At 66.2% G+C, this 22,102-nt stretch carries 30 protein-coding genes; 26 read left to right on the forward strand and 4 right to left on the reverse strand.

Annotated elements, in window-relative coordinates:
* A complete protein-coding gene (locus tag RT97_RS03850) occupies nt 1-633 on the reverse strand; it encodes a LysE family translocator (protein ID WP_042577462.1) in 633 nt (210 codons plus the stop codon).
* Nucleotides 634-708: 75 nt separating this feature from the next.
* Nucleotides 709-1,413 carry a GntR family transcriptional regulator gene (locus RT97_RS03855; RefSeq protein ID WP_042577463.1) on the reverse strand — a complete coding sequence of 235 codons (705 nt, stop codon included), beginning with the start codon at nt 1,411-1,413 and terminating at the stop codon, nt 709-711.
* Nucleotides 1,414-1,723: 310 nt separating this feature from the next.
* On the opposite strand from RT97_RS03855, the gene RT97_RS03860 reads away from it, so the two are divergent.
* The 11 genes from RT97_RS03860 to RT97_RS03910 all read left to right on the forward strand — a co-directional run bounded on the left by RT97_RS03860 (nt 1,724) and on the right by RT97_RS03910 (nt 12,505).
* The gene (locus RT97_RS03860) at nt 1,724-2,467 is read left to right on the forward strand and encodes a DUF969 domain-containing protein (RefSeq protein ID WP_042577464.1); all 744 of its coding nucleotides are present in this window, start codon (nt 1,724-1,726) and stop codon (nt 2,465-2,467) included.
* Nucleotides 2,468-2,469: 2 nt separating this feature from the next.
* Complete coding sequence (locus RT97_RS03865) at nt 2,470-3,426, forward strand: DUF979 domain-containing protein (protein WP_042577465.1); 957 nt, start codon at nt 2,470-2,472, stop codon at nt 3,424-3,426.
* Nucleotides 3,427-3,436: 10 nt separating this feature from the next.
* The gene (pcp, locus tag RT97_RS03870) at nt 3,437-4,123 is read left to right on the forward strand and encodes a pyroglutamyl-peptidase I (protein WP_042577466.1); all 687 of its coding nucleotides are present in this window, start codon (nt 3,437-3,439) and stop codon (nt 4,121-4,123) included.
* A 52-nt stretch (nt 4,124-4,175) separates the two neighbouring features.
* Nucleotides 4,176-4,955, forward strand: a complete 780-nt coding sequence (locus RT97_RS03875; protein WP_042577467.1) for a LamB/YcsF family protein — start codon at nt 4,176-4,178, stop codon at nt 4,953-4,955.
* 2 nt (nt 4,956-4,957) lie between these two features.
* Entirely contained in the window at nt 4,958-6,559 is a 1,602-nt protein-coding gene (locus tag RT97_RS03880) for an urea amidolyase family protein (protein WP_042577533.1), read from the forward strand.
* 10 nt (nt 6,560-6,569) lie between these two features.
* Nucleotides 6,570-8,297, forward strand: coding sequence for an acetyl/propionyl/methylcrotonyl-CoA carboxylase subunit alpha (locus tag RT97_RS03885; protein WP_042577468.1), 1,728 nt, complete (start codon nt 6,570-6,572; stop codon nt 8,295-8,297).
* Between the two features lie 4 nt (nt 8,298-8,301).
* Entirely contained in the window at nt 8,302-9,309 is a 1,008-nt protein-coding gene (locus tag RT97_RS03890) for a TRAP transporter substrate-binding protein (RefSeq protein WP_052810540.1), read from the forward strand.
* An 81-nt stretch (nt 9,310-9,390) separates the two neighbouring features.
* Nucleotides 9,391-10,356, forward strand: a complete 966-nt coding sequence (locus RT97_RS03895) for a LysR substrate-binding domain-containing protein (RefSeq protein ID WP_042577469.1) — start codon at nt 9,391-9,393, stop codon at nt 10,354-10,356.
* Between the two features lie 134 nt (nt 10,357-10,490).
* Nucleotides 10,491-11,072 carry a Dps family protein gene (locus tag RT97_RS03900; protein ID WP_042577470.1) on the forward strand — a complete coding sequence of 194 codons (582 nt, stop codon included), beginning with the start codon at nt 10,491-10,493 and terminating at the stop codon, nt 11,070-11,072.
* A gap of 94 nt (nt 11,073-11,166) precedes the next feature.
* On the forward strand, nt 11,167-12,027 hold the full coding sequence (gene ubiA, locus RT97_RS03905) for a 4-hydroxybenzoate octaprenyltransferase (RefSeq protein ID WP_042577471.1): 861 nt from the start codon (nt 11,167-11,169) through the stop codon (nt 12,025-12,027).
* A 10-nt stretch (nt 12,028-12,037) separates the two neighbouring features.
* Nucleotides 12,038-12,505 carry a MaoC/PaaZ C-terminal domain-containing protein gene (locus RT97_RS03910; protein WP_042577472.1) on the forward strand — a complete coding sequence of 156 codons (468 nt, stop codon included), beginning with the start codon at nt 12,038-12,040 and terminating at the stop codon, nt 12,503-12,505.
* Between the two features lie 6 nt (nt 12,506-12,511).
* Here RT97_RS03910 and proC read toward each other — a convergent pair whose 3' ends face one another.
* Both proC and RT97_RS03920 read right to left on the reverse strand, forming a co-directional pair.
* The gene (gene proC, locus RT97_RS03915; RefSeq protein WP_042577473.1) at nt 12,512-13,369 is read right to left on the reverse strand and encodes a pyrroline-5-carboxylate reductase; all 858 of its coding nucleotides are present in this window, start codon (nt 13,367-13,369) and stop codon (nt 12,512-12,514) included.
* Nucleotides 13,366-14,535 carry an esterase-like activity of phytase family protein gene (locus RT97_RS03920; protein ID WP_042577474.1) on the reverse strand — a complete coding sequence of 390 codons (1,170 nt, stop codon included), beginning with the start codon at nt 14,533-14,535 and terminating at the stop codon, nt 13,366-13,368. Before RT97_RS03920 ends, proC begins: the two co-directional genes overlap by 4 nt.
* A 215-nt stretch (nt 14,536-14,750) precedes the next feature.
* Here RT97_RS03920 and rplN point away from each other — a divergent pair, with 215 nt between their 5' ends.
* From rplN to rpsD, 15 genes are all read left to right on the forward strand, one after another.
* On the forward strand, nt 14,751-15,119 hold the full coding sequence (gene rplN, locus RT97_RS03925; RefSeq protein ID WP_009124801.1) for a 50S ribosomal protein L14: 369 nt from the start codon (nt 14,751-14,753) through the stop codon (nt 15,117-15,119).
* Nucleotides 15,120-15,132: 13 nt separating this feature from the next.
* The gene (rplX, locus tag RT97_RS03930) at nt 15,133-15,465 is read left to right on the forward strand and encodes a 50S ribosomal protein L24 (RefSeq protein WP_042577475.1); all 333 of its coding nucleotides are present in this window, start codon (nt 15,133-15,135) and stop codon (nt 15,463-15,465) included.
* Between the two features lie 11 nt (nt 15,466-15,476).
* A complete protein-coding gene (gene rplE / locus RT97_RS03935; protein WP_013544114.1) occupies nt 15,477-16,016 on the forward strand; it encodes a 50S ribosomal protein L5 in 540 nt (179 codons plus the stop codon).
* An 8-nt stretch (nt 16,017-16,024) separates the two neighbouring features.
* Entirely contained in the window at nt 16,025-16,330 is a 306-nt protein-coding gene (gene rpsN, locus RT97_RS03940; RefSeq protein ID WP_042577476.1) for a 30S ribosomal protein S14, read from the forward strand.
* A gap of 20 nt (nt 16,331-16,350) precedes the next feature.
* Nucleotides 16,351-16,746, forward strand: coding sequence for a 30S ribosomal protein S8 (gene rpsH / locus RT97_RS03945; RefSeq protein WP_042577477.1), 396 nt, complete (start codon nt 16,351-16,353; stop codon nt 16,744-16,746).
* A 24-nt stretch (nt 16,747-16,770) separates the two neighbouring features.
* Nucleotides 16,771-17,304, forward strand: coding sequence for a 50S ribosomal protein L6 (rplF, locus tag RT97_RS03950; RefSeq protein ID WP_013544111.1), 534 nt, complete (start codon nt 16,771-16,773; stop codon nt 17,302-17,304).
* A gap of 14 nt (nt 17,305-17,318) precedes the next feature.
* Nucleotides 17,319-17,684: a 50S ribosomal protein L18 gene (rplR, locus tag RT97_RS03955; protein WP_042577535.1), complete on the forward strand. Its 366-nt coding sequence runs from the start codon at nt 17,319-17,321 to the stop codon at nt 17,682-17,684.
* 18 nt (nt 17,685-17,702) lie between these two features.
* Nucleotides 17,703-18,221, forward strand: coding sequence for a 30S ribosomal protein S5 (rpsE, locus tag RT97_RS03960; RefSeq protein ID WP_042577478.1), 519 nt, complete (start codon nt 17,703-17,705; stop codon nt 18,219-18,221).
* A 25-nt stretch (nt 18,222-18,246) separates the two neighbouring features.
* Nucleotides 18,247-18,432 carry a 50S ribosomal protein L30 gene (gene rpmD / locus RT97_RS03965; protein WP_009124818.1) on the forward strand — a complete coding sequence of 62 codons (186 nt, stop codon included), beginning with the start codon at nt 18,247-18,249 and terminating at the stop codon, nt 18,430-18,432.
* 11 nt (nt 18,433-18,443) lie between these two features.
* The gene (gene rplO / locus RT97_RS03970) at nt 18,444-18,875 is read left to right on the forward strand and encodes a 50S ribosomal protein L15 (protein WP_042577479.1); all 432 of its coding nucleotides are present in this window, start codon (nt 18,444-18,446) and stop codon (nt 18,873-18,875) included.
* A 27-nt stretch (nt 18,876-18,902) separates the two neighbouring features.
* The gene (gene secY, locus RT97_RS03975; protein ID WP_042577480.1) at nt 18,903-20,216 is read left to right on the forward strand and encodes a preprotein translocase subunit SecY; all 1,314 of its coding nucleotides are present in this window, start codon (nt 18,903-18,905) and stop codon (nt 20,214-20,216) included.
* Between the two features lie 77 nt (nt 20,217-20,293).
* On the forward strand, nt 20,294-20,407 hold the full coding sequence (gene rpmJ / locus RT97_RS32320) for a 50S ribosomal protein L36 (protein ID WP_013544106.1): 114 nt from the start codon (nt 20,294-20,296) through the stop codon (nt 20,405-20,407).
* A 23-nt stretch (nt 20,408-20,430) separates the two neighbouring features.
* The gene (gene rpsM / locus RT97_RS03980; protein WP_013544105.1) at nt 20,431-20,796 is read left to right on the forward strand and encodes a 30S ribosomal protein S13; all 366 of its coding nucleotides are present in this window, start codon (nt 20,431-20,433) and stop codon (nt 20,794-20,796) included.
* Between the two features lie 12 nt (nt 20,797-20,808).
* A complete protein-coding gene (rpsK, locus tag RT97_RS03985; protein WP_009124825.1) occupies nt 20,809-21,213 on the forward strand; it encodes a 30S ribosomal protein S11 in 405 nt (134 codons plus the stop codon).
* Nucleotides 21,214-21,342: 129 nt separating this feature from the next.
* Entirely contained in the window at nt 21,343-21,966 is a 624-nt protein-coding gene (gene rpsD, locus RT97_RS03990; protein ID WP_009124826.1) for a 30S ribosomal protein S4, read from the forward strand.
* Nucleotides 21,967-22,102 lie beyond the last annotated feature (136 nt).

The following is a 22,102-nucleotide window of genomic DNA, read 5'->3' on the forward strand; positions in this document are numbered from 1 at the left end:
CTACGCCGCGGGGCGGCGGGTGAAGGCGAGGATCAGCCCGAAGCCGACCATCATGCTGCCGCTCACCTTGTTGAACCAGCGCATCGCGCGGCTGCCGTTGGCCAGCCGGCGCATGCGCGCGCCGAGCATCGCGTAGAGCGCGATCGCGACCAGCTCGAACACCAGGAAGGTCGCGCCCAGCAGCACGTAGCTGGAGGCGTAGGCGCCGGGCACCACGAACTGCGGGAAGAACGCGGTGAACACCAGGATGGCCTTCGGGTTGCCGGCCGCCACGGTGAACTCCTGCCGCGCCAGTGCGCGCAGCGAAGGCGGCGCGGCCGCATCCCGTGCCTGCACCTCGGCTGTCGGCGCCGGTGCGCGCAGGAGGCGTATGCCGATCCACACCAGGTAGGCCGCACCGAGGTACTTGATGACATCGAAGGCCAGCTCCGAGGCCACCAGCACCGCGCCCATGCCCAGGCCCGCCACCGCAATCATGAGCGCGAAGGCCACGAGGCGCCCGCTGGCCGCGATCACCGCGGGCGACACGCCGTGCTTCGCACCGTTGGTGACCGACAGCAGGTTGTTGGGGCCGAATGCCATGTTGATGGCGAAGCAGGCCGGCAGGAAGAGCAGGTAGGCAGACAGGGTCATGGCGTATCCGTCAGCGGGAGTTGCGGGGTCTTGCGGGAAGGGCGCATTATTGGCATGAAGCTCGCGCCGTCCTGATCAGTTGTCGATGCCGCCCTCGGGCATCTGCCGCGCGTAGACCGCGAGCACGATGCGCTCGGAGTGGATCAGGTAGTCGTTCAGCGAGGCCGAGCCTTCGGCGAACTTGCCCGCCTCGATGAGCTCCAGCAGCTTGGTGTTCATGTCCACGTAGGGCGCGTGCAGGAACTCCGGGTCCTTCAGCAGCCCGAAGGCCAGCCGCAGCTCGACCAGGATGTGCGCGAACAGCACGTTGAGCCGCTCGCTGTCCGCCAGCTCCACGATGCCCTTGTGGAACTCCATGTTCGCCGTGCCCACGCCCAGCCAGTCGCCCGCGTCGCGGCACTTCAGCGCGACTTCGACCGCCTCGCGCATGTGCTTCTTGGCCGGGTGGCGCGGGTAGGCCTGGGCCAGCGCCTGGCACTCGATGAGCCGGCGCACCCGGTAGATGTCGATGATCGAGGCGATGCTCGGCACCGCCACGAACACGCCGCGGTTGGGCGCGTGCTTGAGCAGCCCCTCCTTGGTCAGCGTGCGGAACACCTCGCGCAGGGTGTTGCGCGAAATCTCGAAGCTGTCGGCCAGCGCGGCCTCCGACAGCCGCTGCCCTGGCGAGAACTCGCCCTTCACGATCTTCTGGCGGATGAGCTCGGCGACCCGGTCGTTGAGCGTCTGCGCGCCGGGCGAGGACGAGGCGGGGGAAGTCGGTGAAGCCAGGGAATTCATGCCGGAGGTGAGTGGAAGGACGAGCGAAAAAAGGCAGATGAGCGGGGAACCGCGAGTTTGCAGCAGTTTCGCGCCGTCCCTCCGCAGGTTTCGGGCCACGTCGCGGATGCACCAAATGGGTCGGCCTCAGGGTTTTCATGGGGACTTTCGGGCACTGTTGTTGGGCACACTCACCATGATTGTTCAACAATTGCTAATTAATGAGTGATGCAAGTGAAATCAATTGCTCATTCATTGGCACGAGGTTTGCGTCAAGCGAAGGCCGGCGCTCCCGCGCAAGGTGTCTCTGAATCCATAACGAAAGACCAACATGACTCCTGACATCCCTCATCTGTGGCCCTTGATCGGCGTGGCCGTGATCATTGCGGGCTTCATCCTGCGCTTCAATCCGATGCTGGTGGTGATCGTCACGGCCATCGTGACGGCGGTCGCCGCGGGCTTCGGGCCGATGGCCATCCTCACGGCCATCGGCAGCGGGTTCGTCAAGACGCGCAACCTGCCGCTGATCATTCTTCTGCCGCTGGCCGTCATCGGCCTGCTCGAGCGCCACGGCCTGCGCCAGCACGCGCAGAACTGGATCAGCCGCATCAAGTCGGCCACCGCCGGGCGCCTGCTGATCGTGTACCTGGCCGCGCGCGAGCTCACCGCCGCCGTCGGCCTCACCAGCCTGGGCGGCCACCCGCAGATGGTTCGCCCGCTGCTCGCGCCCATGGCCGAAGGCGCCACCGAAACCCGCTACGGCAAGCTGCCCGAGCGCATCCGCCACAAGTTGCGCGCCTACGCCGCGGCCACCGACAACGTGGGCCTGTTCTTCGGCGAGGACATCTTCGTGGCATTCGGCGCCATCGTGCTGATGAGCACCTTCCTGCACGAGGCCGGCATCGACGTGGAGCCGCTGCACATCGCGCTGTGGGGCATTCCGACGGCCATTGCCGCGTTCATCATCCATTCGTGGCGCCTGCGCCGGCTCGACCAGTCGATCGCGCGCGAGATGGCGGGCGAGACGGCGCACGACGCTGTCGTTGCACCTGTTGCCACCCCGGAAGGCCGCTGATCATGATCCTCTCGATCCAGCACCTCTACATCCTGGTCGGCCTGATCCTCGCGGTCACGGCCATCATGACGCTGACCGACAGGCAGCACCCCAAGCGCTACACCAGCGGCCTTTTCTGGGCGCTGTATTCGCTCGTGTTCCTCATCGGCGACCAGCTGCCGCCGGCCTGGGTCGGCGTGGGCGCCATCGCCATGGCGGTCATTGCCGGCATGCGCGGCGTGGGCGCGGGCAAGCACCGCGAGCCGACCGCCGCCCAATACGAAACCAGCGCCAGGCGCCTGGGCAACAAGCTCTTCATGCCGGCACTGGCGATCCCGCTGGTCACCGTGATCGGCACCGTGCTCATGAGCAAGGTGAAGATCGGCGACGCCTTCCTGCTGGACCCCAAGAACACCACGCTGGTGAGCCTGGGCGTGGGCTGCGTCATCGCATTGGCGCTGGCCTGCTGGCTGACGCGCGAGACGCCCATGCAGGGCCTGCGCGAGTCCAGGCGCCTGACCGACGCGCTGGGCTGGGCCGTGGTGCTGCCGCAGATGCTGGGCATGCTGGGGCTGGTGTTCTCGGACGCGGGCGTGGGCAAGGCGGTGGCGTACATCACCACCAGCTACATCAACATGGACATCCGCTTCGTGGCGGTGGCCGTGTACGTGGTGGGCATGGCGCTTTTCACCATCATCATGGGCAACGGCTTCGCGGCCTTCCCGGTGATGACGGGCGGCGTGGGCGTGCCGGTGCTGGTGGGCGTGTACCACGGCGATCCGGCCGTGATGGCGGCCATCGGCATGTTCTCGGGCTACTGCGGCACGCTGATGACGCCGATGGCGGCCAACTTCAACATCGTGCCGGCGGCGCTGCTGGAGCTGCCCGACAAGAACGCGGTGATCAAGGTGCAGGTGCCGACCGCCGCCGCCTTGCTGGTGGTCAACATCTTCCTGCTGTACTTTTTGATGTTCCGCTGAGGCACTGCGCATGACCTCCGATGCCAAGGCACCCCGGGTGCTGCTCGCGGGCTTCGAGCCCTTCGAGAACGATCCCGTCAACCCCGCGTGGGAGATCGCGCGCGCGCTCGACGGCTGGACCTGCGAGGGCGCATCGGTGCATGCACTGCAGTTGCCCTGCGTGTTCGGCCGCGCCATCGACACGCTCGACGCGGCGCTGGCGGACATCCTCGGCGGGCAGGCGCCGCTGCCGCTGGTGCTGTGCGTGGGCGCCGCAGGCGGGCGCACCGAGATCTCGATGGAGCGCGCCGCGCTGAACGTGGACGACGCGCGCATTCCCGACAACGCGGGCCATCAGCCGATCGACGTGGAAGTGGTGGCCGGCGGCCCGGCCGCGTATTTCTCGAGCCTGCCCATCAAGGCCATGGTGCGCGACGTGCGCGCCGCGGGGCTGCCCGCGGCCGTGTCGAACAGCGCCGGCACCTTCGTATGCAACCACATCTTCTATGCGCTGATGCATCGCCTGGCCACGCAGCCCGTGCTGGCACGCACGCGCGGCGGCTTCGTGCACGTGCCCTACCTGCCCGAGCAGGCGGCCTCCAGGCCGGGCGTCGCGAGCATGGCGCTGGCCGCGCAAGTGGAAGCCTTGCGCGTGGCGATCCGAACCGCGCTCACGGTGCGCGAAGACGTGCGCGAAACAGCCGGCCGCCTGCATTGAGCTTGCATTGATATCCATGGCGCGCACCCCCCGCGCGCCGGAAAGACGAACGATGAACATCGACTTGAACAGCGACTTGGGAGAGAGCCTGGGCGTGTGGCGCATGGGCGACGACGCGGCCATGCTGTCGCTGGTGAGCAGCGCCAACGTGGCCTGCGGCTTCCACGCGGGAGACCCGGCCGGCATCCTGCGCACGCTGCGCCAGGCGAAGGAGCGCGGCGTGGCGATCGGCGCGCACGTGTCCTACTGCGACCTCGTGGGGTTCGGGCGCCGCAACATGGACGTGGAAAGCGCCGACCTGCGCGCCGACGTGATCTACCAGATCGGCGCGCTGAAAGGCCTGGCCGCCGCGGTCGGCACCACGGTGCGCTACGTGAAACCCCACGGCGCGCTCTACAACACCATCGCCCACGACGAGCGCCAGGCGCGCGACGTGATCGCGGCCATCGGCGCGGTCGACTCCACGCTGTGCCTGGTCGCGCTGGCAGGCTCGCCACTGCTGGGCTGGGCGCGCGCCGAAGGCTTGCGCGCCGTGGCCGAGGCCTTCGCCGACCGCGCCTACACGCCCCAGGGCGCGCTGGTGTCGCGCCGCGAACCCGGCGCGGTGCTGCACGATGCCGAAGAGGTGGCCGAGCGCATGCTGCGCCTGGCCGCCGATGGCGTGCTCACGGCGATCGACGGCAGCACGGTGCGCATCGAGGCCGAATCGGTCTGCGTGCACGGCGACAGCCCGGGCGCGGTCGAGATGGCGCGCCAGGTGCGCGTGCGGCTCGAGCAGGCGGGCGTTTCGATCCGGCCCTTCGTGGACTCCCTTGTGGACGCCGCCGCATGACGATGCGCTTTCTGCCGGTCAACCTGAACGCGCTGCTGGTCGAGCTCGACGACCTGCCGCAGACGCTGGCGCTGCTGGCCTCGCTGCGCGCCGAGCCCATCGCGGGCATCGAGGAGCTGGTGCCGGCGGCGCGCACGCTGCTGGTCACGTTCCGCCCGGCCGCCATCGGCGCGGACGAGCTCGTGCGCCGCATCGGGCAGCGCAGCCTGGGCGCACGCGAGGCGCGCGTCGACAAGCGCATCGAGATTGCGGTGCGCTACGACGGCGAAGACCTGGCCGAAGTGGCCGGGCTGCTGGGCATCGCACCCGAGGAAGTGGTGCGCCGCCACACGGGCAGCGACTACACGGTGGCCTTCACCGGCTTTGCGCCCGGCTTCGCCTACCTCTCGGGCGGCGACGCGAGCCTGAACGTGCCGCGCCGCAAGGTGCCGCGCACGCGCATCCCGGCGGGCGCCGTGGGCCTGGCGGGCAGTTTCAGCGGCGTCTATCCGCAGGCCAGCCCGGGCGGCTGGCAGATCATCGGCATCACCGATGCGCCGATGTGGGACCTGTCGCGCGAGACGCCCGCGCTGCTGCAGCCGGGCGACACGGTGCGCTTCGTGGATGTCACGGCGCAGCCGCAGGCGGTGCCCGCACCCGCAGCCGTCGCGGTTGTCCAGCCCGTCGCCGCCAAGGCCGGCAGCGCCTTCGAGGTCCGCGCCGCCGGACTGCAGGCGCTGCTGCAGGACGGCGGCCGCCATGGCCAGGCGAAGCAGGGCGTGTCCGTCTCGGGCGCGATGGACCGGCGCTCGCTGCAGGCGGCCAACCGGCTGGTCGGCAACGCATCGGACATGGCCTGCCTCGAGATCGCCTACGGCGGCTTCCAATTCGCCTGCCGTGGCGATGCGGTGGTGGCGATCACCGGTGCCGATGCGCCCCTGACGCTCACCCGCGCCGATGGCACTTCATGGCCGCTGCCGCGCTACCAGGCGATCGCGCTGGGCGACGGCGACGTGCTCGCGCTCGGCGAACCGCAGGCCGGCATCCGCAGCTACCTGGCGGTGCGCGGCGGCTTCGACATGGCGCCGGTGCTCGGCAGCCTTTCGACCGACACGCTCGCGCGCATCGGCCCGCCCGCCCTGGCCACGGGCGATGTGCTGCCCTTGCGCGCGGTTGCCACCGGCGCGCTGGTCGGCGCGCCCGAAACGCCGCCGGCCGACCTGCCCACGGTGCGCGAGGAAGTCGTGCTCGACATCGTGCTCGGCCCGCGCACCGACTGGTTCACGCCCGACGCGCTCGCGCTGCTGTGCAGCCAGTCGTGGGCGGTCACGCCGCAGTCGAACCGCGTGGGCATCCGGCTCGCGGGCGAGGTGCCCCTGGCGCGCGCCATCCACGCCGAACTGCCGAGCGAAGGCACCGCGCATGGTGCGCTCCAGGTGCCGCCCAGCGGCCAGCCCGTGCTGTTCCTGGCCGACCATCCGCTGACCGGCGGCTACCCCGTGGTCGCGTCCGTCGCCACCCATCACCTGGACCGCGCGGGGCAGATTCCCGTGAACGCGCGCGTGCGGTTCAACCCGATCCCGGCGCCCGGGCCCGTCGCCCCAAGTGCCTCCAGCATCTCGTGAAAGCCCTCCGATGAAAAAACTCCTGATCGCCAACCGCGGCGAAATCGCCGTTCGCATCGCGCGCGCCTGCGCCGACCACGGTGTGCAGTCGGTCGCCGTCTACGCCGACGCCGACCTGAACGCGCTGCACGCGCGCATGGCCGACGAGGCCTACGGGCTCGAAGGCGACAGGCCCGCCGACACCTACCTGAACATCGCCAAGCTGCTTGCCGTGGCCAAGCGCAGCGGAGCCGACGCGGTGCACCCGGGCTATGGCTTCCTTTCCGAAAGCGCCGCGTTCGCGCAGGCCGTGATCGACGCCGGGCTTACCTGGGTCGGCCCCTCGCCCGCGGCCATCGCGATGCTGGGCGACAAGGTGCAGGCACGCAAGCTCGCGCTGAAGGTGGGTGCGCCGCTGGTGGCGGGCACGGCCGATCCGGTGAAGAACGCGGGCGAGGTGCTCGCATTCGCCGAGGCGCACGGCCTGCCGGTCGCGATCAAGGCGGCCTTCGGCGGCGGCGGTCGCGGCATCAAGGTGGCGTGGCGGCTCGACGAGGTCGAGGGGCTGTACGAATCGGCGGTGCGCGAGGCCGTCACGGCCTTCGGGCGCGGCGAGTGCTATGTGGAGCAGTTCCTCGACCGGCCGCGCCACGTCGAGGCCCAGGTGCTGGCCGACACGCACGGCAACGTGGTGGTGCTCGGCACGCGCGACTGCTCGCTGCAGCGTCGCAACCAGAAGCTGGTCGAAGAAGCGCCCGCACCCTTCCTCAGTGACGAACAGCGCGCGCGCATCCACCAGTCGGCGCGCGACATCTGCGCCGAGGCCGGCTACACCGGCGCGGGCACGGTCGAATTCATGCTGAGCGCGAGCGGCGCCATCTCCTTCCTCGAGGTCAACACGCGCCTGCAGGTGGAGCACCCGGTGACCGAGGAAACCACGGGCATCGACCTGGTGATCGAGCAGTTGCGCATCGCCGAGGGGTTGCCGCTGTCGATCACGCAGACGCCGGTGCCGCGCGGCCATGCCTTCGAGTTCCGCATCAACGCCGAGGACGTGGGACGCGGCTTCCTGCCCGCGCCGGGGCCGGTGAAGGTGTTCGAGGCGCCCTCGGGCCCGGGCGTGCGCGTGGACACGGGCGTGGACGCGGGCTCGCAGGTGCCGGGCACCTTCGATTCGCTGATGGCCAAGCTCATCGTCACCGGCGCCACGCGCGCGCAGGCCATCGCGCGCGCGCGCCGTGCGCTGAAGGAATTCCGCATCGAGGGCCTGCCCACGGTGCTGCCATTCCACCGCGCCGTGATGACGCACCCGGACTTCGTCTCGGGCGATGCCTTCAAGGTGCACACGCGCTGGATCGAGACGGACTTTGCCAACGGCGAGGCGCCCGCCATGCGGCCAGACCCGGCGCCCGACACCGCGCTGCTGCGCACCGCGATCGAAGTGGACGGCAAGCGCATGGCGCTGGGCCTGCCTGCGGTGCTGCTGGGTGGGTTGTCGGCTGCCGCAGGAACGCCGGGCATCGCGGCGGCCGAAGCGCCTGCGGCCGATGCCGCGGCGGTTGCCGCGCCCGTGTCGGGCACGCTGCAGGGCTGGAAGGTGGCCGACGGCGACGAGGTGGCGCAGGGCGCCGTCGTCGCCGTGATGGAGGCCATGAAGATGGAGATGCAGGTCGTCGCGCACCGCGCGGGGCGCATCGCCTTCTCGGTGGCGACGGGCGGCTATGTGGCGGCGGGCGCCACGCTCGCGACCATCGGCTGATGCCATGGAGCACCTCGCCCTGACGCGTCGGTCCTTCCACATGCTGGCGTGCGGTGCGGGGAGTTTGTGCGCGCTGCCGCCCGCCTGGGCCGCGCCCGGCGCCGTCGTGTGGCGGCTGGCCACCGGCTATCCGGCGGAGAACTTCCACACCGTCAACCTCGTGGCGATGGCGCGCGAGGTCGAGCAGGCCACCCAGGGGCAGCTGCGCGTCGAGGTCCATCCGAAAAACACGCTGTTCGCGATGAACGCCATCCGCGCGGCGGTGCAGGACGGCAAGGCCGAGGCCGGCGAAGCCATCATGAGCAGCCTGGTCGCCGAGGTGCCGCTCGCGGGCGCCGACTCGGTGCCGTTCATCACGCACGGCTACGCCGACGCGATGCGGCTGTGGCGCATCCAGCGCCCGCTGATCGAGCGCGAGTTCACGCAGCGCGGCCTGCGCGTGCTCTATGCCGTGGCCTGGCCGCCGCAGGGCCTGTACGCGAACCGCCCGCTGGCCGGCATGGGCGATGTGCGCGGCCTGCGCATGCGCGCCTACAACGCCACCACTGCGCGCATCGCCACGCTGATGGGTGCGGTGCCGGTCGACGTGCCGGCCGCCGAACTCGACAAGGCGCTGGCCGACGGCCGCATCGACTGCATGCTGACCTCGGCCGTTACGGGGGTGGAAAGCCGGGTGTGGCAGTCGATGCGCTTCTTCTACGACATCGACGCCTGGTTTCCGAAGAACCTGGTGTTCGCCAACGGCAAGGCCTGGGACGCGCTGGCCGCGCCCTCGCGCGACGCGCTGCAGACCGCCTGCGCGGCCGCCGAGCGGCGCGGCTGGGCGGACAGCGCCGCCGCCGCGGCCCGCTCGATGGACGAACTGCGCCGCAACGGGGTGAAGACCGAGCCGGTGTCCTATCTGTTCAACCGCGACCTGCGGCGCCTGGGCGAGCACTTTTCGCTGGACTGGGTCAGGCAGGTGGGGGTGGGGGCGAACGACATCTTCATTCCGTATTTCGACGGGCGCTGAGGGACGCGGGGCGCGGCGCAAGGCCCGCTTAGACCCCAGGGCGCTCCTGTCACGCCCGCTTGCGCATAATTGACGCAAGCTATGACTCTCACCGAACTCAAATACATCGTCGCAGTAGCCCGCGAACGGCACTTCGGCAAGGCGGCCGAGGCCTGCTACGTCTCCCAACCGACCCTCTCGGTGGCCATCAAGAAGCTCGAGGATGAGCTGGAGGTCAAGCTCTTCGAGCGCAGCGCCGGCGAAGTGACCGTCACGCCGCTGGGCGAGCAGATCGTGCAGCAGGCGCAAAGCGTGCTCGACCAGGCCGCCAGCATCAAGGAAATCGCCAAGCGCGGCAAAGACCCGCTTGCCGGACCGCTCAACCTGGGCGTGATCTACACCATCGGCCCGTATCTCCTGCCCGACCTGGTGCGCCAGGTGATCGCACGCACGCCGCAGATGCCGCTGGTGCTGCAGGAGAACTTCACCGCCAAGCTGCTGGAGATGCTGCGTGCCGGCGAAATCGACTGCGCGATCATGGCCGAGCCCTTTCCCGATACGGGCCTGGCGATGGCGCCGCTGTACGACGAGCCTTTCATGGCCGCGCTGCCGGTCAATCACAAGTTTGCCGGCCGCGAATCGATCACCTCCGACGAGCTGCAGAACGAGACCATGCTGCTGCTGGGCACCGGCCACTGCTTTCGCGACCACGTGCTCGAGGTGTGCCCCGAGTTCGCGCGCTTCTCCAGCAATGCCGAAGGCATCCGCAAGAGCTTCGAGGGCTCGTCGCTGGAGACCATCAAGCACATGGTGGCCTCGGGCATGGGCGTGACGCTGGTGCCGCGGTTGTCGGTGCCGGCCGAGGCGCTCAAGCCCAAGCCCAAGGGCAAGAAAGACGCCGAGCAGATGCTGCGCTACCTGCCGGTGCGCGACGCGCACGACCGCGAGCCGCCCACGCGCCGCGTGGTGCTGGCGTGGCGGCGCACCTTCACGCGCTACGAGGCGATCGCCGCGCTGCGCAATGCCATCTATGCCTGCGAGTTGCCGGGCGTCAAACGTTTGTCCTGACGATTTGCGAAGTCGGCCTACGTGCCGGCCGTTTTGAATCGTTGATCGCTGGGATAGAGTGACGCTGTTGCGAAGCCGCGTGCCGGCTTCGAGAATCGACATGTTCATCTCAACTTGAAGAAAGACCACTCGCCATGGCCAAAGCTCCAAAGAAAACCAAGCCAGCGTCCACCCCCTCCTCGGGCAAGGTGCCCAAAAAGGGCGGCGCCATCGTCGCGCAGGAGTCCGGCAGCCGCAACGCGCCGATCATCAACATCGGCATCGAGCGCCAGGACCGCGCGGCCATCGCCGAAGGCCTGAGCCGCGTGCTGGCCGACACCTACACGCTGTATCTCACGACGCACAACTTCCACTGGAACGTGACCGGCCCGCACTTCAACTCGCTGCATGCGATGTTCATGGGCCAGTACACCGAGCTGTGGGGCGCGACCGACGTGCTCGCCGAACGCATTCGCGCCCTCGGCCACTACGCGCCGGGCTCGTACGCCGAGTTCAGCAAGATCGCCACCGTGCCCGACGTGCCCCAGAACCCGCCCAAGGCGATGGAGATGGTGCGCATCCTGGTGAAGGGCCACGAAACGGTCTCCCGCATCGCGCGCGAATTCATCCCCGTGGCCGAAGAGGCCGGCGACGATCCGACCGCCGACATGCTGACCGCGCGCTGCACGGTGCACGATCAGACCGCCTGGATGCTGCGTTCGCTGCTCGAGGATTGAGTTGACGGGCATCCCGGAATCCGGGAAGCGAAAACAGAGAGCGGCACAATGGCCGCTCTTTTTTCGTCCGTCGTTTTCGTCCTTCTGCCGCCGCATGCTTGCCCGTCGTCTCGCGCTCTACCTCGACCTGATCCGCTGGAACCGCCCTGCCGGCTGGCTGTTGCTGCTCTGGCCCACGCTGGGCGCGCTCTGGTTCGCGGCCGACGGCTGGCCGGGCTGGCAGCTGGTCGTGGTGTTCACGCTCGGCACCTTCCTCATGCGCAGCGCGGGCTGCTGCGTCAACGACGTGGCCGACCGCGACTTCGACCGGCACGTCAAGCGCACCGCCCAGCGGCCCGTGACGAGCGGCGCCATCTCGGTCAGGGAAGCGCTCGCGCTCGGCGCCGTGCTCGCACTCATGGCCTTCGGGCTGGTGCTCACCACCAACCGGGTGACGGTGCTGTGGTCGTTCGCTGCGCTGGCCATCACGCTGATCTATCCGTTCGCCAAGCGCTTCGTGTCGATCCCGCAGGCGGTGCTGGGCATTGCCTTCAGCTTCGGCATCCCGATGGCCTTCGCGGCGGTGCAGTCCACAGTGCCGGTGTTCGCCGCGTGGCTCTTGGCCGGCAACCTCTTCTGGGTGCTTGCCTACGACACCGAGTACGCGATGGTCGACCGCGACGACGACCTCAAGATCGGCATGAAGACCTCGGCCATCACCTTCGGCCGCTTGGACGTGGCGGCCGTGATGATGAGCTACGCGATCTTCCTGGCGGTCTGGGCGTGGGCCGGTGCCAGCCGGTCATTGGGCGTGCTGTTCTTCGCGGGGATCGCCATCGCTGCAGGGCAGGCGCTCTGGCACTGGCGGTTGATTCGCGATCGGACCCGCGACGGCTGCTTCAAGGCCTTCCGGCTGAATCATTGGCTGGGCTTCACGGTGTTCGCCGGCGTTGTCGCCGGCTACGCCATCCGTTGAAGGAGCGCGCATGCTCGACCGCCTGACGCAGAAGATCGGCCAGGAAGGCCTGTCCGAGTGGCATGCCATCACGCAGCAGATGGTCGACCAGTACGCGGTGCTTTCGGGCGATGGCGAAGGCGAATGGATCCACCTCGACCCGGAGCGCGCGGCCTGCGAGGCGAGCTACGGCGGCACGATCGTGCCGGGCTTCTTCCAGGTCTCGCACCTGATCCGGCTGACTGGCGAGGCCATGCGCACGCTGCTGCAGTTCGATTCGAACCACGCGCTGAACTATGGATTCGACCGCCTGCGCTTCGTCAGGCCGATGCCGGTGGGCGCACGCTTCCGGGCGCGTGTGCGCATCCTGGGCGCGACGCCCAAGGGAGAAGATGGCTTTCTGCTGAAGGAAGAGGTGCTGCTCGAACTCGAGGACGGCACCGTCACGCTGGCGGCCGAGTGGCTGTTTTTCCTCGGGCCGCGCGCGCTTGCCGGCTGATCGGGCTCAGCCGCGCCCGAATTCGTCGCCCAGCTCGGCCGCCCGCTTCTGCGCGGCGCGAATGGCGGTCTTGAACTGCGCCTTGACGTCCGCGCCTTCCAGCGAAGTGATCGCCGCGTAGGTCGTGCCGCCCTTGGAGGTCACGCGCTCGCGCAGCACCGAAGGTGGCTCGGTCGCGCTGTGCGCCAGCGCCGAGGCGCCGGTGAAGGTGCCGATGGCCAGCCGCTGGGCCTGGTCGGGCGTGAGGCCCATCTCGACGCCGGCTTCGGTCATCGCCTCGATGAAATAGAACACGTAGGCCGGGCCCGAGCCGGACATGGCGGTGACCGCGTCGAGTGCGGGTTCGGCATCGACCCAAAGCAACTCGCCAGTGGGTGTGAGCAACTGGCTGACGAGCGCCCGATCGGCGCCGGTGACGTCCGGCCGCGCGAAGAGGCCCGTCATGCCCTGGCCGACCAGTGCGGGCGTGTTGGGCATGGCGCGCACCACGCGTTCGGTGCCGACCCAGCGGGCGATGCTGTCCGACGGAATGCCTGCGGCCACGCTCAGGTGGAGTGCGTCCCCGGCGAATGCGCGCACCTGCTTGGCAGCTTCGGCGAAGGTCTGCGGCTTCACGGCCCACACCACGACGGCGCAGCGCGAAAGACCCTCGCCGGCCTCGGTCTCTGCCGTGATGCCGAAGGACTGCGCGAGCTTCGTGCGCGCCGCCTCGAAGGGCTCGACCACCTCGAACGCGTCGGCCGGCGTGCCTTGCTGGATCAGGCCGCCGATGATGGCGCTGGCCATGTTGCCGCCGCCGATGAAGGCGATGGGCGGCAGGGGTGCGGGGGCGGTACGGGGCAGGAAGGTTACGGCGATGGTCATGGTCGGTCGATGTATTCGAAGGCGGCGAACTGGGTCACTTGCAGCGGGTTGAAATTGTCGTCGCTCACGACCACCAGCAGGCGGTTGCCGTTGGCCAGCGGCGGTCCCCAGCACATGCCCTCGGTGTTGTCGAGGCGGGACAGGCCGAGTGCGGCGAAGTCGGCCACCAGGGTCTTGGCAACGGGCTGGTGGTTGCCTGGGGCGAGCGCATCGACGGCGAGCACGTCGCTGGCGGCGCGGGTGTCGACTTCGTAGAGGCGCAGCGAGTTGCCGGCGCCGGTGGCATAGGCGCGCTCGAGCACCAGCATGCGGTGCGCATCGAGCATCAGCACCTCGCTCACGCCGTTGTCGGCGTAGCTGCCGGGGATCAGGGGCCGAAGGGGGATGGCGTCGGGAACGTAGGCGATCTGGCGGGTGGTTTTGCCGGTATCCAGGTCGACCTGGGTGAAGCGGCAGGGGCCACCGGGCGCACGGACGCTAGGGATGGGCCCGTCCTGTATCAGGGCGTTTTCCATCGAGAGCCAGGCGAAGCGGCCGTCGGGCGTGAGGGCGATGCCTTCGAAGGTCAGGTTGTCGCGCGGACCGCGGCGCTGGGCCGGGTCGGGCGTGAACATGGCGGGCAGGGCGAATTCGCGCAGAAAACGGCCGTCGCGCGCCGATTCATACAGCGCGGGGCCGAAACCCCGGGCGATGTCGCCTTCGCTGGTCCAGAGCAGGGTGCCGGTGGATGAGCGCAAGCGGATGGCTTCGGGGTCGGGAACCGGGAGCCCGGCGATCGCGTGCCGCCGGTCGGGCCAAGGTCCGCCGCCCGGGCGTTGCAGCTCAACAACGCCGGTCGGCTCTGGCTGGGCGGCTTGCGGGAGGGGCCAGCGCGCCGTATAGCAGCGGACGGGTGCAAGGTCTGACCGGTCGTCGCTGATAAGCAGGTACTCACCTCGGGCGGCGTCGTAGTCGATGCCGGAGAGGCCGCCGGCCGTGGTGTCTTCTATATGCAGCCGGTGCGCCCAGCGCGCCTCGGCGATGCACCGCAAGCGTCCGGTGGCTGGAACTGGCGCTGCGCTGCCGCATCCGGCAAGGCCCAGCGCCAGCGCGGCAGCTGCACTTCCAAGAAGGCTGCGGCGGGTAGGGAGCGGTGGTGAAAGATGGGTTCGGGCAGTGGCGCGCACGCCTTGGAGTCTAGTGCCAGCACGTGGTGGTGTAATGAGTCGGTTGACATCGGCAGAAGTGCCTGCAATAATCGCGGGCTTCGCTTCCAAAAGGCGAAGCTTTCAGCCCAAAGCGGAAGTGCCTCGAGTGGTTCGAGGCGCCAACGACGGGCCCAAGACTGACCGCGGTGTCTCCCTCCTGGAGGCTCATCGGTACAAGTTGGGAATATCAAGAAATGATCCAAACTGAATCCCGGCTCGAAGTGGCCGACAACACGGGCGCGAAATCCGTCCTGTGTATCAAGGTGCTCGGTGGCTCCAAGCGGCGTTATGCCAGCGTGGGCGACGTCATCAAGGTCAGCATCAAGGAAGCCGCTCCGCGTGGTCGCGTCAAGAAGGGCGAGATCTACAGCGCAGTGGTGGTCCGCACCGCCAAGGGCATCCGTCGCGCCGACGGCTCGCTCGTCAAGTTCGACGGCAACGCAGCAGTGTTGCTCAACGCCAAGCTGGAGCCTATCGGCACCCGCATCTTCGGACCGGTGACGCGCGAGCTGCGCACCGAAAAGTTCATGAAGATCGTGTCGCTGGCACCCGAAGTTCTGTAAGGACAACAACGCCATGAACAAGATTCGCAAAGGCGACCAGGTCATCGTGTTGGCCGGTCGTGACAAGGGCAAGCGCGGTACCGTGTCGCTCCGCAAGGACGACTCGCACATCGTCATCGAAGGCCTGAACCTCGTGAAGAAGCACACCAAGCCGAACCCGCTCAAGGGTACGACCGGTGGCATCGTCGAGAAGTCCATGCCCATTCACCAATCCAACGTGGCGATCTTCAATGCCGCGACCGGCAAGGCCGATCGCGTGGGCATCAAGATCACCCAGGGTGCTGACGGCAAGCGCGTGGCTGTTCGCGTCTTCAAGTCCAGCGGCGACGAAATCAAGTTCGCCTAAGAGGTACTCACATGGCACGTCTCCAACAACACTATCGCGAAAAGATCGCGAAAGACCTGACGGAAAAGTTCGGCTACAAGTCGCCGATGCAGGTCCCCCGCCTCACCAAGATCACCCTGAACATGGGTGTGGGTGAAGCAGTCGCCGACAAGAAGGTTCTCGACAACGCTGTCGCCGACCTGACCAAGATCGCCGGCCAGAAGCCCGTGGTCACCAAGTCGAAGAAGGCTATCGCCGGTTTCAAGATCCGCGAAAACCAGCCCATCGGCTGCATGGTCACGCTGCGTGGCGTGCAGATGTATGAGTTCCTGGACCGTTTCGTGACCATCGCGCTGCCGCGTGTTCGCGACTTCCGCGGCATCTCCGGCCGTGCGTTCGACGGCCGTGGCAACTACAACATCGGCGTCAAGGAACAGATCATTTTCCCCGAGATCGAGTACGACAAGGTCGATGCCCTGCGCGGTCTCAATATCAGCATCACGACGACGGCCAAGACCGACGAAGAAGCCAAGGCGCTTCTCGCTGGTTTCCGTTTCCCGTTCAAGAACTGAGGTGATCTGTGGCTAAAGCATCTTTGATCCAGCGCGAACTCAAGCGCGACAAGCTGGTTGCCAAGTTCGCTGCGAAGCACGCGGAACTGAAGGCAATTTCCAACGACGTGAAGAAGAGCGACGAAGAGCGCGCTGCTGCCCGCCTGGGCCTGCAGAAGCTCCCGCGCAACGCGAACCCCACGCGTCAGCGCAACCGCTGCGAAATTACCGGTCGCCCCCGTGGCACCTTCCGTCAATTCGGTCTGGCCCGCGCCAAGATCCGCGAACTGGCTTTCAATGGCGACATCCCCGGTGTCACCAAGGCCAGCTGGTAAGCCAGGCAGGAGCAAACAACATGAGCATGAGTGATCCCATTGCCGACCTGCTGACGCGTATCCGTAACGCGCAGATGGTGGCGAAGCCCACCGTGTCGGTCCCGTCTTCCAAGGTGAAGGTCGCGATCGCACAAGTCCTGAAGGACGAGGGCTACATCGACGGCTTCCAGGTCAAGACCGAAGCCGGCAAGAGCGAACTTGAAATCGTCCTGAAGTACTACGCTGGCCGTCCGGTCATCGAGCGCATCGAGCGCGTGAGCCGTCCTGGCCTGCGTGTCTACAAGGCCAGTGCTTCCATTCCGCAAGTCCAGAACGGCCTCGGCGTTGCGATCGTCACGACCCCCCAGGGTGTGATGACCGACCGCAAGGCGCGCGCCACCGGTGTCGGCGGCGAAGTTCTGTGCTACGTCGCCTAACCGAGACATCGAGGAGTCACTGAAATGTCCCGAGTAGGAAAAATGCCGATCACCATCCCCGCAGGCGTGGATGTGTCGATCAAGGAAGACCAGATCAGCGTCAAGGGCACGGGCGGCACGCTCAACCTTGCACGCAACCCCCTGGTGAAGGTCGTCAGCAACGACGGCAAGCTGAACTTCGAACCGGCCAACGAATCGCGTGAAGCGAATGCGATGAGCGGCACGATCCGTCAGCTGGTGAACAACATGGTGGTTGGCGTGACCAAGGGCTTCGAGAAGAAGCTCAACCTGGTCGGCGTCGGCTACAAGGCCGCAGCGTCCAACAACAAGTTGAACCTGCAAGTCGGTTACTCGCACCCGGTCAACATCGACATGCCGCAAGGCATCACGGTGGCCACTGCGACCCCGACCGAAATCGTGATCAAGGGTGCTGACCGTCAGCGCGTTGGTCAAATCGCCGCTGAGATCCGCGCTGTTCGTCCGCCTGAGCCTTACAAGGGCAAGGGCATCCGTTATTCGGACGAGAAGATCGTGATCAAAGAGACCAAGAAGAAGTAAGGGGCAGCAAAATGATGTTGACCAAAAAAGCACAGCGTCTTCGCCGCTCGCGCCAGACCCGCATTCGCATCGCGACGCAGGGCGTGGCCCGTCTGACGGTGAACCGCACCAACCTGCACATCTATGCCACCGTCATTTCCGACGACGGCACCAAGGTGATCGCAAGCGCATCGACGGCCGAAGCCGAAGTGCGCACCTCGCTCGGCGGTTCGGGCAAGGGCGGCAATGCCGCTGCAGCCACCGCCGTCGGCAAGCGCATCGCTGAAAAGGCGAAGGCCGCCGGCGTCGAGAAGGTCGCCTTCGACCGCGCAGGTTTTGCGTACCACGGCCGCGTCAAGGCGCTGGCCGAGGCGGCTCGCGAAGCCGGTCTGCAGTTCTAACCGGACACGAGATTCAAAATGGCAAAGATTCAAGCAAGAACGCAGAACGAAGGCCCTGAAGACGGTTTGCGCGAAAAGATGATCGCGATCAACCGCGTCACCAAGGTGGTGAAGGGTGGTCGTATCCTCGGTTTCGCAGCGCTGACCGTCGTGGGCGACGGCGAAGGCCGCGTCGGCATGGGCAAGGGCAAGTCGAAGGAAGTGCCTGCTGCCGTGCAGAAGGCGATGGAAGAAGCTCGCCGCAACCTGGCCAAGATCTCGATCAAGAACGGCACGCTGCATCACCGCGTGACGGGTCACCATGGCGCCGCTTCGGTCGTCATGATCCCCGCCCCGAAGGGTACCGGCATCATCGCCGGCGGCCCGATGCGCGCCGTGTTCGAAGTCATGGGCATCACCGACATCGTGGCCAAGAGCCATGGTTCGTCGAACCCCTACAACATGGTTCGCGCCACGCTCGACGGGTTGAAGAACTCGACGACCGCGTCGGAAGTGGCTGCCAAGCGCGGCCTGACCGTCGAAGAAATCTTCGCTTAAGCGTAAGCCTGAAGGAAGCATTCAAATGACGACGCAACAACAAACCCTCAAGGTGCAATTGGTCAAGAGCCCGATTGGCACCAAGGAATCGCATCGCGCGACCGTGCGTGGCCTCGGCCTGCGCAAGCTCAACAGCGTGAGCGAGCTGCAGGACACCCCGGCGGTGCGCGGCATGATCAACAAGATCAGTTATCTGGTCAAAGTTCTGTAAGAGAGACTGATATGGAACTCAATGGCATCAAGCCGGCAGCCGGCGCCAAGCACGCCAAGCGCCGCGTCGGCCGCGGTATCGGCTCGGGCATCGGCAAGACCGCAGGTCGCGGTCACAAGGGCCAGAAGTCGCGCGCTGGCGGCTTCCACAAGGTTGGTTTCGAAGGCGGCCAGATGCCGCTGCAGCGTCGCCTGCCCAAGCGTGGTTTCAAGTCGCACCTGCTGAAGTTCAACGCTGAAGTCACGCTGACTGCCCTCGAGCAGCTCGGCCTGGCCGAAGTGGATGTCCTGGCGCTGAAGCAAGCCGGCCTCGTGGGCCAACTTGCCAAGGTCGTCAAGATCGTCAAGACCGGTGAACTCACCAAGGCCGTCAAGCTGACGGGCGTGGGTGCAACCGCTGGCGCCAAGGCTGCAATCGAAGCAGCCGGCGGCAGCGTCGCCTGATCACCATCGGACTGAAAGAAGTTCTTCGTGGCAACTAACGCGGCAACGATCGCAAAAACAGGCAAGTTCGGCGACCTTCGTCGTCGGCTCGTCTTTTTGCTGCTCGCGCTCGTGGTCTACCGGATTGGCGCGCACATTCCTGTGCCGGGTATCAACCCGGACCAGCTGGCGGCGCTCTTCCAGGGCCAGCAGGGCGGCATTCTGAGCCTGTTCAACATGTTCTCGGGCGGGGCGCTGTCGCGCTTCACCGTGTTCGCGTTGGGGATCATGCCGTACATCTCGGCGTCGATCATCATGCAGCTGATGACCTACGTGCTTCCGACCTTCGAGCAATTGAAGAAGGAAGGCGAGGCCGGCCGCCGCAAGATCACGCAGTACACGCGCTATGGCGCGCTCGGTCTGGCCCTGTTCCAGTCGTTCAGCATCGCAGTGGCCCTCGAATCGTCGGCCGGTCTGGTTATCGCCCCCGGTTTCGGCTTCCGCCTGACCGCCATGGTGAGCCTGACGGCAGGTTCGATGTTCCTGATGTGGCTCGGCGAGCAGATCACCGAACGCGGCTTGGGCAACGGCATCTCGATCCTGATCTTTGCAGGCATCGCAGCAGGTCTGCCGAGTGCCGTGGCAGGTCTCGGTTCGCTGGTGACCACCGGTGCGATGAACCCGATCGTTGCGCTCTTCATTATCGCGGTCGTGGTCCTGGTGACTTACTTCGTGGTGTTCGTCGAACGCGGCCAGCGCAAGATCCTCGTGAACTATGCGCGGCGCCAGGTCGGCAACAAGGTCTATGGCGGCCAGTCGTCGCACCTGCCCTTGAAGCTGAACATGGCTGGCGTGATTCCTCCGATCTTCGCCTCGTCGATCATCCTGCTGCCTGCAACGGTGGTCGGCTGGTTCAGTACCGGTGAGGGTGGTTTCCGCTGGATCAAGGACATCGCCGGCGCGCTGCGTCCGGGCGAGCCGATCTACGTGCTGCTGTACGCTGCCGCGATCGTTTTCTTCTGCTTCTTCTACACGGCTCTCGTGTTCAACAGCAAGGAAACGGCCGACAACCTGAAGAAGAGTGGTGCATTCATACCTGGCATTCGCCCGGGTGACCAGACCGCTCGCTATATCGACAAGATTCTGGTTCGCCTGACGTTGGCCGGCGCGGTGTACATCACCTTCGTCTGCCTGCTGCCCGAGTTCCTGATCCTGAAGTACAACGTGCCGTTCTACTTCGGTGGTACCTCCCTGCTGATCATCGTGGTCGTCACGATGGACTTCATGGCCCAGGTGCAAAACTACATGATGTCCCAGCAGTACGAATCGCTGCTGAAGAAGGCGAACTTCAAGACATCGTAGGGCTGTGAGTTTCAGTATTGAGAATATTGGGTAAGTGGGCGGTGTACCGCCACGTTAAACAGTTTTAGGAGAATGAAATGAGAGTTTCGGCTTCGGTCAAAACCATCTGCCGTAATTGCAAGGTCATCCGCCGTAAAGGTGTGGTGCGTGTGATTTGCACCGACCCGCGCCACAAGCAGCGCCAGGGTTGATTGAAGAGTATTAGAGGACGCACATGGCACGTATTGCTGGCATCAACATTCCGCCGCACAAGCACGCTGAAATCGGCCTGACCGCCATTTTCGGTATCGGTCGCACCCGCGCCCGTCAAATCTGCGAAGCGAGCGGCATCGAATATTCGAAGAAGATCAAGGATCTGACCGACGCCGATCTCGAGAAGATCCGCGATCAGATCGCTCTGTTCACGATCGAAGGCGATCTGCGTCGCGAGACGACGATGAACATCAAGCGTTTGATGGACATCGGCTGCTATCGCGGCTTCCGTCACCGTCGCGGCCTGCCGATGCGCGGCCAGCGCACGCGCACCAATGCCCGCACCCGCAAGGGTCCGCGCAAGGCTGCGCAGTCCCTGAAGAAATAAGGATAGACCAGCATGGCTAAAGCACCTGCAAACAACGCCGCACAGCGCGTTCGCAAGAAGGTTCGCAAGAACGTTGCGGACGGTATCGCCCACGTGCATGCCTCGTTCAACAACACCATCATCACGATCACCGATCGCCAGGGCAACGCCCTGTCGTGGGCTTCGTCGGGTGGCCAGGGCTTCAAGGGCTCGCGCAAGTCGACCCCGTTCGCTGCGCAGGTCGCTTCCGAAGTGGCCGGCCGTGCTGCTGTCGAACAAGGTATCAAGAACCTCGACGTCGAGATCAAGGGCCCGGGCCCCGGTCGCGAATCGTCGGTGCGCGCACTGGCTGCGCTCGGCATCCGGATCAATTCCATTGCCGACGTGACGCCCGTTCCGCACAACGGCTGCCGTCCCCAGAAGCGTCGCCGCATCTGATCGTCAGTCCGCAAGGCGCAGCCAGCTTTCGAGCGGCTGCGCATTTGTTTTTTAACTAAGCCCACCGCCATCCGCGTCCCGCTGATGGCTCCCGCAGGCAACTGCGGCAGATGACACAAAGGAATACTCGTGGCACGCTACCTCGGCCCCAAGGCCAAACTTTCCCGCCGTGAAGGCACCGACCTGTTCCTGAAGAGCGCCCGTCGTTCGATTCAAGACAAGGCCAAGTTCGATTCCAAGCCCGGCCAGCACGGTCGCACTTCGGGTCAGCGCACGTCGGACTACGGTCTGCAACTGCGTGAAAAGCAGAAGGTCAAGCGCATGTACGGCGTGCTGGAAAAGCAATTCCGCCGCTACTTCGAAGAAGCCGATCGCCGCCGTGGCAACACTGGCGCCAACCTGCTGTTCATTCTTGAATCGCGCTTGGACAACGTCGTTTACCGCATGGGCTTCGGCTCGACCCGCGCTGAAGCACGTCAGCTCGTGTCGCACAAGGCGATCACGGTGAACGGCCAATCGGTCAACATCCCGTCGTACCTGGTCAAGACCGGCGACGTGATCGCTGTGCGCGACAAGTCGAAGAAGCAGAACCGCATTGTTGAAGCGCTTCAACTCGCCCAGCAAGTCGGCATTCCGGCTTGGGTCGATGTGAACGCCGACAAGGCCGAAGGCACCTTCAAGAAGGTGCCCGATCGCGACGAATTCGCAGCCGACATCAACGAATCGCTGATCGTCGAACTCTATTCGCGTTGATATTTTTGTTCCCGCACGCCTCGCGCGTATGGGAGACAAGTTTTTGTTGTTCACGTTCCTGCCCCGTGCTTTGTTGCGGGTCAGGTGCTTCACCAGCCTTACCGGTGTAACGAGCCGGGGGTATTGAGAGGAAGTC

It is taken from the genome of Variovorax paradoxus, assembly GCF_000834655.1.
In the GTDB taxonomy this organism is placed as follows: domain Bacteria; phylum Pseudomonadota; class Gammaproteobacteria; order Burkholderiales; family Burkholderiaceae_C; genus Variovorax; species Variovorax paradoxus_F.